General features: G+C 43.9%; 11 protein-coding genes. 7 read left to right on the plus strand and 4 right to left on the minus strand.

Going from position 1 to position 13,859, the window contains the following annotated elements; genetic code table 11:
* Nucleotides 1–93 precede the first annotated feature (93 nt).
* From A3C46_01405 to A3C46_01415, 3 genes are all read left to right on the plus strand, one after another.
* Nucleotides 94–1,656 carry a hypothetical protein gene (locus tag A3C46_01405; GenBank protein ID OGQ21905.1) on the plus strand — a complete coding sequence of 521 codons (1,563 nt, stop codon included), beginning with the start codon at nt 94–96 and terminating at the stop codon, nt 1,654–1,656.
* 14 nt (nt 1,657–1,670) lie between these two features.
* Nucleotides 1,671–3,260, plus strand: a complete 1,590-nt coding sequence (locus A3C46_01410; protein ID OGQ21906.1) for a hypothetical protein — start codon at nt 1,671–1,673, stop codon at nt 3,258–3,260.
* A gap of 86 nt (nt 3,261–3,346) precedes the next feature.
* Nucleotides 3,347–3,910 (plus strand): hypothetical protein, encoded by a 564-nt coding sequence (locus A3C46_01415; protein ID OGQ21907.1) that lies wholly within the window; start codon nt 3,347–3,349, stop codon nt 3,908–3,910.
* Here A3C46_01415 and A3C46_01420 read toward each other — a convergent pair whose 3' ends face one another.
* Nucleotides 3,911–6,061 (minus strand): hypothetical protein, encoded by a 2,151-nt coding sequence (locus A3C46_01420; GenBank protein ID OGQ21908.1) that lies wholly within the window; start codon nt 6,059–6,061, stop codon nt 3,911–3,913.
* A 46-nt stretch (nt 6,062–6,107) separates the two neighbouring features.
* Nucleotides 6,108–6,404 carry a hypothetical protein gene (locus tag A3C46_01425; GenBank protein OGQ21909.1) on the minus strand — a complete coding sequence of 99 codons (297 nt, stop codon included), beginning with the start codon at nt 6,402–6,404 and terminating at the stop codon, nt 6,108–6,110.
* 106 nt (nt 6,405–6,510) lie between these two features.
* Here A3C46_01425 and A3C46_01430 point away from each other — a divergent pair, with 106 nt between their 5' ends.
* Both A3C46_01430 and A3C46_01435 read left to right on the plus strand, forming a co-directional pair.
* Nucleotides 6,511–9,027 carry a hypothetical protein gene (locus A3C46_01430; GenBank protein ID OGQ21910.1) on the plus strand — a complete coding sequence of 839 codons (2,517 nt, stop codon included), beginning with the start codon at nt 6,511–6,513 and terminating at the stop codon, nt 9,025–9,027.
* Nucleotides 9,028–9,083: 56 nt separating this feature from the next.
* Nucleotides 9,084–9,467 (plus strand): hypothetical protein, encoded by a 384-nt coding sequence (locus tag A3C46_01435; protein ID OGQ21911.1) that lies wholly within the window; start codon nt 9,084–9,086, stop codon nt 9,465–9,467.
* Here the strand turns inward: A3C46_01435 and A3C46_01440 are convergent, their stop codons facing one another.
* Together A3C46_01440 and A3C46_01445 are read right to left on the minus strand one after the other, a co-directional pair.
* Nucleotides 9,468–10,007, minus strand: a complete 540-nt coding sequence (locus A3C46_01440; protein OGQ21912.1) for a hypothetical protein — start codon at nt 10,005–10,007, stop codon at nt 9,468–9,470. It lies immediately after the preceding gene.
* An 840-nt stretch (nt 10,008–10,847) separates the two neighbouring features.
* Nucleotides 10,848–12,035, minus strand: a complete 1,188-nt coding sequence (locus A3C46_01445) for a hypothetical protein (protein OGQ21913.1) — start codon at nt 12,033–12,035, stop codon at nt 10,848–10,850.
* A 164-nt stretch (nt 12,036–12,199) separates the two neighbouring features.
* Between A3C46_01445 and A3C46_01450 the strand changes: the two genes are divergently transcribed.
* Both A3C46_01450 and A3C46_01455 read left to right on the plus strand, forming a co-directional pair.
* Nucleotides 12,200–13,225 carry a hypothetical protein gene (locus A3C46_01450; GenBank protein OGQ21914.1) on the plus strand — a complete coding sequence of 342 codons (1,026 nt, stop codon included), beginning with the start codon at nt 12,200–12,202 and terminating at the stop codon, nt 13,223–13,225.
* Between the two features lie 171 nt (nt 13,226–13,396).
* Entirely contained in the window at nt 13,397–13,783 is a 387-nt protein-coding gene (locus A3C46_01455) for a hypothetical protein (GenBank protein ID OGQ21915.1), read from the plus strand.
* Nucleotides 13,784–13,859 lie beyond the last annotated feature (76 nt).

Below are 13,859 nucleotides of genomic sequence, written 5' to 3' on the forward strand. Positions count from 1 at the left end.
CAAAGTGGGAGGGCCGGAACACCGCAGGCGGCAGGACCCACAAACAGGAGATCTTTTGAAAATTGCTTCTTCATGCTTACTTAAGGAGTCTTCATGAAACGAATTCTATTGCTCATCTTGACAATTTTTCTCTCCAGCCTCGTTGCTTGCAAAGGGAAGAAAGTCGAAGGGAAACAAGAATTTGTGGAGAGCATTGCAGATGAGCCAGAGTATGTTGATCCGGGACAAGCAGCTGATATTGTTTCTACCGAAGTGACCATTCAACTTTTTGAAGGACTTTTAGAGTTTGATCCCAAAACAGCAGAGCCAATTCCTGCTCTTGCCACACGTTATGATGTGAGCAGTGATGGCAAAACCTACACGTTTCATCTTCGTAGAGATGGGAAGTGGTCCAATGGCGAGCCGGTCACAGCGCGTGATTTTGTCTCTTCATGGCGCCGTACTGCAAGTCCGGCGTTTGCCTCGCAATACGCTTTTCTGACGTATTTTATCGTGAATGGCGAAGAGATTAATAATGGAAAAATAAAAGATCTCAGCAAGCTCGGTGTCAAAGCTCTTGATGATTATACAATAGAAGTAAAACTCGTAAACCCAACTCCTTTCTTTCCAGGAGTAGTCTCTTTTCCACCACTGCGACCTGTGCATCAGAAAACCATCGAAGCCTATGGTGATCGCTGGACACGGCCAGAACATATCGTCGGTAACGGACCCTTTATTCTCGCCGAATGGATTCCGTACAAACATCTCCTCATGAAACCAAATCCTCATTACTGGGATCGTGCCAATGTGAAACTTGAGACGGTAAAATTTCTTCCGATTAATGATCAGGAAGTTGCGCTCAAACGTTTTCTGAGTGGTGAAATTCACTATGTACGTGATGTCCCTGCATTGAAAATTCCGATGCTTGAGAAGCATGAGGAGTTTGTAAGATCTCCACAACTTGCAACCTACTATCTTCTCATGAATGTCAATCGACCCCAATTTAAAGATAAGCGCGTACGTCAAGCGCTCATGATGGCGATCGATCGTCAAAAACTTGTGGATGTGGTTCATGTCGGAAAACCGACCTCGGCGTTAACTCCTCCAGGGACTGCCGGCTATCAACCACCCGAAGGACTTCCATTTAATCCAGAAAGGGCGAAAGCCCTGCTCGCTGAAGCAGGATACCCTGAAGGAAAAAATTTCCCGAAAACAATTATTTCTTATGAAACGAGTGATAATAATAAAACGATTATGGAGCTGATCCAAAATATGTGGCGTGAATATTTGGGGATTAAAGTCGAGCTTCAAAATATGGATTGGAAGACACTTTTGAAAGCGCGAGAAGCTCAAGATTACGATATTGCTCGTTCTCGTTGGGTTGGTGATTATGTCGATCCGAATACTTTTCTTGAACTCTATCTCTCGTATCATCCAATGAATGAAGTGAAATGGGTCAATAAGGAATACGATGATTTGATTACCAAAGCTGCAGCAACGCTCTCTCAGAAAGAGCGGTACGCTCTCTTTACGAAGGCAGAAAAAATACTCCTCGATGAAGCGCCCATTTTGCCAGTGTATACCATTACGATGTCAGCGATGATGAGTAAAAAATTGACAGGATTCTATTCAAACCTTTTGGATTTCCATTCGTTGAAGGGTGTGACGCTGAAATAAAAAAAAGGCTTCGTATGAAACATCTTTTTTCGTTTTGTTTAATACTTCTCTTTTTCTTTGCAATTTCCTGTAAGGGGAAACAGTCAAAAGTGACACAAGAGTACGTGGAGAGTATTCCCGGAGAGCCCGCATATATTGATCCAGGATTAGCTCACGATGCGGTTTCAGTTGAAGTATCGGTACAGCTTTTTGAAGGACTCCTCGAATACGATCCGAAGACGCAAGAACCGGTTCCAGCGCTTGCAACACATTATGAAATAAGCTCTGATGGCAAAACCTACATCTTTCATCTCCGCAAAAATGGAAAATGGTCCAATGGCGATCCAGTTACTGCCCACGATTTTGTCTCTTCATGGCGTCGTGTCGCTGATCCCAAAACCGCATCGCAATATGCGTTTGTCATTTATTTTATTCGCAATGGTGAAGAGATTAATACGGGAAAAGTTACAGATCTCACAAAGCTTGGAGTGAAAGCGGTTGATGATTACACACTTGCAGTAACATTGAGCAAACCGACTCCTTTTTTCCCAAGTATCCTTTGTTTTCCCACCCTCCGACCGGTTCATCAAAAGACAGTTGAAACTTATGGAGATCAATCCACACGACCGGAAAATATTGTGAGTAATGGCCCATTTATTTTGACGGAATGGATTCCGTATAAACATCTGCTCATGAAACCAAATCCCCATTATTGGGATCGTAAAAATGTAAAACTTGAGACCGTCAAATTTCTTCCCATCGACGATCAAGAGATGGCGCTCAAACGTTTTCTGAATGGAGAAATTCATTACGTACGAGATGTGCCGTCACTCAAAGTTCCAATGCTTGAGAAGAACGAAGAGTTTGTGAAAGCGCCGCAGCTTGCGAATTTCTTTCTTCTCGTGAATGTCAATCGACCCCAGTTTAAAGATAAGCGAGTTCGTCAGGCTCTGATGATGGCGATCGATCGTCAGAAAATTGTCGATGTCATTCATGTCGGAAAAGTGATGTCGTCATTTACACCACCTGGAACTGCTGGTTATCAACCACCAGAAGGACTCCCTTTCAACCCAGAGAGGGCGAAAGCCCTGCTCGCTGAAGCTGGTTTTCCAGAGGGAAAAGGTTTTCCGAAAACAATGCTTTCCTATGAAACCAGTGGCAATAGCAAAACCATTATGGAGCTTCTGCAGAACATGTGGCGTGAACATTTAGGGATTCATGTCGAGCTTCAGAATATGGATTGGAAAACACTTCTCAAAGTGCGCTCTGTCCAAGACTATGACTTGGCTCGCTCTCGATGGATCGGCGATTATGTCGATCCAAATACCTTTTTAGAGCTTGGACTCTCTGCTCATCCACACAATCAGTCTAAATGGGTAAATCCTGAATATGACAGTCTTATTTCCAAGGCTTCTTTTACGCAAAACCAAAAAGAACGATATGCTCTCTTTACCCAAGCTGAAAAACTTCTTCTCGATGAGGCTCCAGTTCTGCCGATTTATACCATTACGATTCCAACAATGATCAGCAAAAAACTCGAAGGTTTTTATCCAAACTTAATGGATATTCATCCCCTCAAGGGAGTTTCGATCAAGACTGAAAGTAAAAGAATATCAAGGAATTAAACGTACGGAAGAAATTGATTGCATCCTGCGGTGAGGGTCCATAAATAAAAACGAAACCTTTTATGATTTTGTCCGATAAAAAGAATATGAAGCATCGTGTGTCGTACGCTATTTTTTTCGTCTTTTTGATGGGATGCTTTTTCTTCCCCAGCCGTCGAGTTGAGACGACGTCTGAACATTACTCCCTTTTTCGTTATACGGGTGATGGTCATCTTCCTGTCTATAACGTCCATACCAAAGAACATGTCGATCTTGTGTATCGAGATGCTGAGGGAAAATACCAAAATGAGGCGCTTGCCCAGATCGATACTCTTTTTGCCTGTCCCTTTCAGCAAGAGCGGACCACGATTTCTCTCCGTCTCATTGAGCTGTTAGACCATCTTCAAGATCATTTTGGGGCCCAGGAGATTGACTTTATTTCAGGCTATCGAAGTCCTGAATACAATGCAAAACTGAAAAATAGAAATAGTCGCGTTGCGAAATACAGTATGCATCTTCATGGCCGTGCTGCTGATATTCGCCTCAGAGGAACAAATAGTAGAACTCTTCGAAACTATGCGATTTCTTTAAAAGCTGGTGGGGTTGGCTATTATGGTCGAACTCAATTTGTGCATGTCGACACTGGCCCTGTCCGTTCGTGGTATCGCTAATTACTTTCCAATGATCACTTTCAGCAGATCATCCATTTCGTCATCTTCAATGACACCGCTTTTTTCTTCTAGCGGTTTTGTTTCAGAAAGCGTTTCTTTTGGAACTATTTTTTTCGCCATTTGAGGTTGCGTCTTTCCTGTGGGTGAAGAGGGGAGTTCTGTTTTTAATGTTGCGGGCGCAATCACTATTACCGCTTCCTTTTTCCCTTGCATCTGTTGTGAAAGGGTTTCTTGGTCGAGCGCTGCATATATTTTCTGATGCTCGTCGTGTTTGAGTGTAAAGGGGATGACGAGACGTCCTTGAATATCACTTGCTTTTTGGCGAAGCAGAGGACTCGGAACAAGCGTTGCGGAGAAAGCGGGAGTCAACGCCAATTTTCCACTTCCTTCAAGAGTATCGGTGCGTGCGTGAATTTCTGCAGATCCTAGAAAAAGAGAAGAGTTAAATGTGACCGGTTTTACTTCAAGTTCAGTGGAGGTAGACTGAAAATCAGCGTGGAGATCGGTTATTTTCAGATCGTTTGCTGTGAGTCTCTCCATATTTTTTTGAGATGGAACCGGTGATCCTAGTATTTCCTGGAACATTTCTGGAGGAAAAAGAGAGGAACCAAAAGGAGAGAAAAGCATGGCTTCATTCATCAAAAGTGTTCCTCCGATCGTTTCATGATCTTTTAATTCTAAGGGCGTGCTGCCGTAAGTCGCGAGTGTTGTCACGAGCGCTCCTTTTCCGCGTAAGGGAAAAGGGAGAGAGAATGTTTCCATATCGACATCTTGCATGACCGTGCTGAACTCATAACGAGGCGATTCTTCAAGAAGCATTTTTCCTGTTCCGGAAAAAACTCCACCAGCAAAGGATCCTTTTACAACGGGAAAAGTGAGAGCATCGTTTTCCCAAAAAAGATGAAGTTCCAATGTTTCAAATTTTTTCCCAAAAAGAGTTGCTTGCGAAGCATTGACGGTTCCACTCAACCATGAAGTTGTTTCATCTGTCTCTTCTCCTTCCTGAAAAGTAAGAGAAAAAGATGGTGCTTCCAGTTCTTCGATGATCGAAAGAAAAGGGAAATAAGGTTTCACGTTCTTGAGATCGATCGTTTCTGATTTTACTAAAAAATTATAGATGCGATTTTCGCCACGTTTCCAGAAACCGGTCATCGAAATCTGACTTTGTCCAAGTTCAAAAAGAGCTTCGCTTACAGAAATTTTTTCTTTATTGAGGTGGAATAAAAATTTCCCTTTAAAAGGATATTGCGCTGCTTTGGTAAAAAGTTTTCCATAAGAAAAAGCGCTCGCTTCTGCATCGACACTCCCCGAAAATTCTATGTTCGCGGCTTTTCGTTTAAGCGAGAGATCAAGCACTACCGGAGATTGCCAACTCAGGTTCTGAGCAAAAACTTTTAAAGGAGTTTCCTGATCACTGATGCGTTCGGGATGAAATTGATTCGTGGTCACATGAAATGCATATTCGGGCTGATCACACGTGAGGCAAAATGAACCAGAAAGCGCAAAGGGAAGTTTCCCCAGCAAACCTTTTAACGGTTCAAATTTTATTTCACGCCCTCCTTGTTGAAAGGTCATATTTCCTTCCAATGAAAAGTTGGGCCGAGTCGTTTCCGCAAATTTGGCTTGGAGGTGAAGGGGAAAAGTGGTTGTTCCAAACTGTGGAATTGAGAGAGAGATTTCTTGAAAGTGAAGAGGAATTTTATCGCCTCCTCGGAGGATCGAAATATCTCCGGAGGTGATGGTGAAAGCTGCGAGACGATAGGTCCATTCTTCTTTTGCTGTTTTGCTCTGGAATTTTTTAAAGTGAGAAAGGTCAGGAACGACAAGTCCTTCAACCACAGGCGAGAGTGTTAATTCCTTTTTGAAAAGGTCCATCAACGAGAGAGTTCCGGTGATTTTTTTTGCGGTAAAGAGTGTTGTTCCATTCTCTTCAACAACGAGATTCGTCAGTTTGAATCGAGGAGAAGGGAGAATCCGATAAGAAAATTCTGCAAGGGTCGCTTTTCCTGCAAAGAGATGGGAAATATGTTCTTCAATGGCTTGATGGACCCGAGACGTTGGAAGAAAAGAAGGAGCAACGATAAGGAGAGAGATGATCAGCGCCAGAACACTCAAAGCAATGATGACTCCTTTGAACCACCATTTTTTCATGAAACTACGGTAGCATAGGAATCATTTGAAGGAAACAGCGAGTTTTTTAATGATGTACTGTTTTTTTGATCTCTTCGAGCCAACGAATGACAAGGTCGTATGAATTTCCTGAAAGATTTTTCGGAATTTCATGCGTTTTCATAATTTCCATAAATGCATCCAGCGCAATTTTGGTTTCGCCTACCGTCAGGGTATTGTTGCCGGACGTTTTGAGATTTTCACTGTAATCGAGAGTTGTCTCTACTAAGAGTTTAAAGATTTCCTTTGTTCCATCACTGACATCCCCAAAGCGTTCAATGACTTGTTTTAAAAATTGTTCCACATCGGTATTCGAACTTTTCATGACAGAAGTATATGCTCCACGCTCGCAAATGACAACACCCTTGACTCTTGACCATTCCTCACTGACCTGTCATTGCTCAATCTTCGCAAGATGGAGGTAGGAAGGCATGCCCGCAAAAAAATTGAAAGCAAAAGATCTGAGATGGAAATGTGATCCCTCTTTTCTCTCCTTCTATAAAGATCAAAAAAAATTTAAAGGGACGCATTCTATTGTGGGACAAGATCGAGCTCATAAGGCTTTGGAAACAGGGCTGAAGCTCTATCGTTCCGGATACAATATCTATGTGGCTGGTATGGCAGGAACCGGGCGCACAACGACCATTCGTCGAACACTCGAAGAACTGAAGCCAGCCTGCGAAGATGTTCCCGATCGTTGTTATGTCTATAATTTTGTGGATCAAGCGCAACCCGTGCTTCTCAATTTTCGTCGCGGAGAGGGGAGAAAATTTCGCGATGACATGAGGGAACTCGTGAAGATTTTGCGCAACAATCTTCCGAAAACACTCGAGTCGACACATGTTGCCCGCGAACGAGAAGCCATTGTTGAACGATATCAAACTCAAGAAAAAAAAGTCTTTGAACAATTTGCCGAACGATTAAAAAAAGAAGGCTTCGCCTTGATTCAAGTACAGGAGGCAACATACGTAGCCCCCACCGTTTTCCCGGTGATTAATAATGAAGCGGTGTCGATCGATTACCTCGAAAATCTGGTGAAAGAGGGGAAGATTACGAATGAAGAGAGAGGTCAGAAACTCGAACGACACAAGGAACTTTCAACGGAGCTCAAACAAGTATTAATCAAAGCGCGTGGGATTGGAAAGCGCATGCACGACGAGCTCGATAAATTTCATCAACGCTGGGCTTCGCTCGTGCTCGATGGAATTTTGGACGATTTTTATAGTCGTTATGAAGAGAAAAAAGTCCGAGCGTATTTCGATGAAGTTCGAAAACATGTTTTACATAATCTCGATGTTTTTTTTGGCCGTCAGGAACAACCGCAACAACCCGGCGTGATTATGATTGGAGCTCCTGGAAAGCCCGACGATCCTTTTTGGTATTATGAAGTCAACTTACTCACCGAAGCGCGAGATGAAAAAATATCCAAAGCTGGATGTCTCATTATTGAAGAGCCAAACCCTTCCTATGTGAATCTTTTTGGAGCGGTTGAATATACGCCAAGTCCAGGTGGCGCGTGGACCACCGATTTTCGAAGCATTAAAGCCGGCTCGCTTTTGCAAGCCGACGGTGGTTATATCATTATTAATGCGCTCGATCTTCTTCGCCGACCTCTGGTGTGGGATCAGTTGAAACGCGTGCTCAAAACAGAAGAACTCATTATTCAACAGCCAGAAACCTATTTTCAAATTGCCACCATGGCGCTGAAACCAGAACCGATTAAACTTTCGGTAAAAGTTATTTTGATTGGCCCTGATTGGTTGTATCGTCTTCTGTGGTCCTATGAGGAAGAGTTTGCCAAAACCTTTAAAATTTTAGCTGACTTCGATACCAGCATGCCCTTGAGCAAAAATGCGGCAAAAAATTTTGCTGCGGTACTCAAGTCAATTCTCGATCGAGGAGATCATTTACACCTCGAAAGTGATGGTCTTGCAGCTCTCATTGAACATGGCGTGGAAGAGTCAGGACAGCAAGATCGTATTACCACCCGCTTTACGCATGTCGCCGATGTTCTTCGCGAATCTGAGCATGTGGCACGTCAAGAGGGGGCAAAGGCGGTGAAGCGACATCATGTGACGACCGCACTCCAAGATCGTCGCTATCGACATAATTTAAGTGAAGAGCGCGTGCAGCGTCTCATCGAAGAGGGGGTGCTGCTCGTCGATACGCATGGGAAGAAAGTAGGCCAAATTAATGGCCTTGCGGTTTACTCTCTCGGCCACACTCGCTTTGGAAAACCATCGCGTATCACCGCAGTGACCTCAGTTGGCAAAACCGGCATTATCAATATTGAACGAGAAGCTGGCCTTTCAGGACCCACTCACGACAAAGGTGTTTTTATTTTGAACGGTTATTTGCGTCAGCAATATGCTCAACGAAAACCTCTGACGCTTGCAGCTTCTATTGCGTTTGAACAGTCTTATGCGGGCGTTGATGGAGATAGCGCGTCGTCTACTGAAATTTATGCGCTTCTTTCAAGTCTCTCGGGACTGCCGATCGATCAAGGATTTGCTGTCACGGGTTCGGTGAATCAACTCGGAAATATTCAACCGATTGGCGGTGTGAATGAAAAGATCGAAGGATTTTTCGATGTCTGCAAGGCGCAAGGATTTACGGGAAAGCAAGGGGTGCTGATTCCTGTTCAGAATGAGCGACATCTCATGCTTCGCGAAGATATTTTGGACATGGTCAACAAAGGAAAATTTCATATCTATTCCGTTAAAAGTATAGAAGAAGGGATTGAAATTTTGACCGGGAAAAAAGCGGGAGCGATACAAAAAAATGGTCGATACCCTGTGAACACCGTTCACGGTTTGGTCCAAAAACGTTTGGAAGAGATGACGGAAATGTTCGATGGAGCGGAAGCTGAAGTGAGAAAAGAGTTGCGACCAGAGCGAAAAGGTTATCCCAAGCCTCCAGGTCCACCGAAAGCAAAAAGGAAGAAATGAGATGATGGCATCACCCGCAATTAATTATCTGTTTTGAAATTTCGTTTCAATATTTTATGGATAAACTTATTGTCAAAGCTCTTGAGGTTCGTGAACACGCTGTTGTGCATCAAACCGGTTACAAGGTTGGTGCGGCGCTGGAGACGATCGACGGCAAAGTCTATGTGGGAGCGAATGTTGAGAGTCCCTCAGCAATTATTCATGTTTGTGCCGAACGAACTGCAATTTTTTCTGCGCTCTCAGCAGGAGAGAGGAAATTTAAACGCATTGCTGTTGTCGCTGAGCGCGATCAGCCCATTCCGCCGTGCGGATTTTGTCGACAGACGCTTTTAGAGTTTGCACCAGAGATCGAAGTGATTATGGCAAATCTTGAAGGAGAGTCCAAAACCGTGAAGCTTTCGGAACTCGTTACTGATCCTTATCTTTTTCAAAAAAACTAATTACCAAGGAATAAAAGCATCACTAGGAAATGTTTCGAGATTTCGCTGATAAATACCAGAGGTGTTCGTGCGATCGTAAGCTGCATCAGCGAGGATGATTGTGGTGGAATCAACTGTCTTCAAGTGATCGGCGAGTTTTCGTGCACTTTCTGCACTCTCCCCATTTTTACTTGCATAACATTCAAGTCCAGCCACGATGGTGGCAATGATTGCCCCTTGGTTGGAAACTTTCCATATCGTATCTTCTCCAGTTCTTGTCGTAAGGGTCCATTTTTTTGATGTGTTATTAAAATCCAAAATAACTTTTCCCTGGCTCCAAAGGCCGATATTGACTTCAGAATTAATTTTGACTTCGAGATGATATCCTGTTGCTGTCTCGTTCCCCACAAAGTTGAGAGTGTCATCGATACCAGAATCTTCTTGGCACTCGACGACAATGCCTCCTTCATCATGATGTTTGGTGGCATCAGGTTTATATTCAAGATTAAAACCCTGAAATTCCGCTGAAATACTTCCAAATAAATTTCCGGCTGCGATCATGATGACCTCCAAAATGTGTGTTGAAAATGGCAGCTAACATTGGGTGAAAAGAATGGCAAGACAGTAATCAACTTTAAGAATCTATTCGCTCGCGCGGGGTGAACCCGACGCTCGCTAACGTCAGGGGGGAGATCCTGCTCTCCCCCTGACAACCCCCATCGGAACTCCACCCCGCGCGCAGAGGACCATGCCCTTGGGCATGGGTGAATGCGGCTGTTGCGCGCGAAGCGCGTGATGTTCAAGTGCCACGCGCTTGCGCGTGGGTATCTACTTCAAAGGGTGTCATCGCGAGCCCGAAGGGCGTGGCGATCTCCTGAATGTCAGGAGATTGCTTCGTCGTCCCCCAAGATTCGTGGGGGACTCCTCGCAATGACACCACGGGTGTTTGGAAGATCAACATGAGAGTGTCAAAAAAACGACGATATTCTCAGAATAAAGTTAAAAGAAGGGTTGGCTTCGACCAAAGAATTTATAAAAACTAAATAGTATCAATAAGTTATAAAACACGTTTTCTGGAACGCTCTTTGCATATTTGTCCAGATGAAGGGAGAGAAAATGAAAAAATTTATGTCATTATGTTTGATGTTGCTGATTTCCATGCATTTTCTTTTCTCGACGTTCTCCAGCGTGAAAAATTTTGCCGAAGATGAACCCCGCTCTGAAACTGACGATTTTGACTACGAAGAATACACTGAGTTTGCCTAATTTAAAATGATTTCAAAATAGATCAAGATTCGGGTGACGCCGGAGCGTGTTCCAGGAGGTCTCCGTCTTTAGCGGAGGGCCGGAACACCGCAGGCGGCAGGACCCGTATCAAATAAGAAACGTTTTGAAATCATTTTAGCTGTAGAGAAAATATTGTTTTCGCTCTTCTGCGAACGTCGAAGAAAAATCTGCAAGCGCAATAATCTCTTCAAAATCTTTCGTGTCAATCCGTTTTCGAAACTCTGAACTTCCGGTGAGCACATCAATGGCAGGAACATCACGTCGAAATTCATAGGGACTCGTGCGCCATTCAAATCCTTTTCGTTTATAAAGTTTATGCAATGTCCAGATGAGTGCAAAACCATTGAGATAAGATCTGAAAGCTTCATGATTGGTGATTGTCCATTTGATCCCTTCACATGGTGTGCCTTTCCATTTTTCAAATGTTGGTGTGAAGGAGATCGCTTCCATATCAATTGCGGGAATTTCGAGTGCTTCCATATGTTCGATGAGTTCATCTGGGCGAATAAAAGGAGCGCCGATGATTTCAAAGGGAGTCTCAGTTCCGCGACCTTCAGAAACATTCGTTCCTTCAAGTAAACATATCCCTGGATAGAGGAGTGCTGCTGTATAACTCCGCATATTCGGCGAAGGATTGTGCCACGTCAGTCCTGTTTCAGGAAAATGCATTGAACGTTTCCATCCCGACATAGAAATGACGTGTACATTACAATTGATTTTTTCTTGAACCTTGAAAAGGAGCGCCAGCTCCCCGATGGTCATGCCGTGACGATTCGGAATGGAATGAAGTCCTATAAAAGATTCAAATCCTTTTTCAATTTCCCCCCCCTCAAGTACAAGACCGCCAAGAGGATTGGGGCGATCACACACGATGATCTGTTTTTTTTGCTGTGCGCAGACGTGCATACATAAAAGCGTTGTCCAGATGTACGTATAATAACGACTCCCAATGTCTTGCAGATCAACTACGAGCGTATCAATACGACTCAGCATCTCGGAAGTAGGAGAGAGAGATTCAAATGTTTCTCCATAGAGACTGAAAATGGGAAGGTTTGATTTCGCATCTGTCGAAGAAGCCACGGCCTCCATATATTGAGCTTTTAGATCGAGTCCGTGTTCAGGAGCAAAAAGGGCAGTGACCTGCAGATCTTTGCGGGCGAGCACTGATTCAAGGGTCGAGTGATTTTCAGAGGTCATATGAGATCGCGAGGTAAGAAGACCGATGCGTTGCCCGCGCAACTTTTCTGATTCGTGGTGAAGAAGCTGATCAATGCCGAGTTGCATGCAATTTTTTAAACTCATTTCATAAAGTAACTTTTGATAATTTATGTCATCCCTGCGAAGGCAGGGATCCAGTATTTTAATGTTTCTGGATTCCCGCTTTCGCGGGAATGACATAACGTAATTTACTAAATGGCTCTAACTTATTGACAAAAGAAAGCCAAGTAGCCTATTGGCGACAATCTATGAAAACCTCCGATAAACTCACTTTTGGTGCCAAGCAAGCGGTTGAAAATTGCGTCTGTGTGAAGCCGGGCGAGCGTGTCCTCGTGGTGACCGATCTTGAAACCAAAACCGTTGCTGATGCGATTGTTGCTGCACTGAAGAAGATCACAGAGGAAGTTCAAGTTTTTATGATGGAAGATTTTGGGAAACGCGATCTCACGGGAAAAAATCCACTTCCCTTTCCCAAGGAGCTTGAGGATCTCTTTGCCAATTGGGCAACAACGAGTTTTTATATTGGACAATCCAAACCAGGAGAGCTGAAAAGCTTTCGCCGTCCTCTCTATCAATGTGTCGGAAAATATCGCGTCAAACACGCGCATATGATCAGTATCAACGAAGAGATTATGTCGATCGGTATGGCGGTTGATTATAAAGAAGTTCAGCGCGTGACGAAACTCGTGAACGACATTGTTCGCACCGCAAAAAAGATTCATGTTACTTCCCCCGCAGGAAGCGATTTTGTGGCTGAATTTGATCCGAAGCTCAAATGGCTTATCTGCGATGGGATTATTACTCAAGATCATTGGAGCAATCTTCCCGGAGGAGAGACCTATACAGCGCCGAAAACCGTGAATGGCCATGTCGTGTTTGATGGAGTGCTGGGAGATTTCTTTTCAGAAAAATATAGACTGATTGAAAAAACTCCACTTTCGTTTGATCTGCGTGATGGCCGTATTGTGGAAGGAAGTCTTCAGTGTGAAAATGAAAAGCTCAGACAAGAGTATGAAGCTTATATTCATACGGACGCGAATGCGAATCGAGTCGGAGAATTTGCCATTGGAACCAATGTGGGACTGAGCAAACTCATTGGTAATTTATTGCAGGATGAAAAATTTCCAGGTGTGCATATTGCGCTTGGTAATCCGTATCCCGATATGACCGGAGCTGATTGGAAAAGCGATGTGCACTGTGATGGTGTCATGCAGAAAACCACAGTTATCGTTGATGGACGAACGATTATGAAAGAAGGAAAATTTATATTGTAGTGTCTGTGGAAAGTCCGCAGGAGACGAGCCTCGAGCGGCGTCTTCAGACGCTGGAAAGGAAGCCTCAATGCACAGCAGGCTGAAGCGCAGGCAAAAATCTGGCGTATGAAGGTTTTTGCCGTAGTGAGAGGTCGCCTCCGAGAGACCTTTCATTCATCATAGGAGTCACAAATGATTACACCTGTCACTACCGACAAAGCCCCGAAGGCGATTGGACCTTACTCGCAAGCCGCGCGTGCAGAGAATTTCCTTTTTATCTCCGGGCAAATTTCGATTGATCCGAGCACAAACGAACTTCAACTCTTTAGTGGAAATGCAACAGAACAAGCGAAGCTTGTCCTCAAAAATCTCGGTGCGATTTTGGCATCAGAAAAGTTGACTCCGAATCATGTCGTGAAAACGACCATCTTTCTCAAAAGTATGAATGACTTTGCAGCGATCAATGATGTCTATGCGAATTTTTTTGGGACGCATAAGCCTGCGCGCGCAACAGTTGAAGTTGCTCGTTTGCCCAAAGATGTCGCTGTCGAAATCGAAGCGATTGCCTGTTATACGTAGCTGATAAACTATAGGGCACCTCTAAAAACCTATTTGTTTCTTTCTTGATAGAACGAGATGCATAAAAATCTTTCAT

The organism is Deltaproteobacteria bacterium RIFCSPHIGHO2_02_FULL_44_16 (genome assembly GCA_001798185.1).
GTDB lineage: Bacteria > UBA10199 > UBA10199 > 2-02-FULL-44-16 > 2-02-FULL-44-16 > 2-02-FULL-44-16.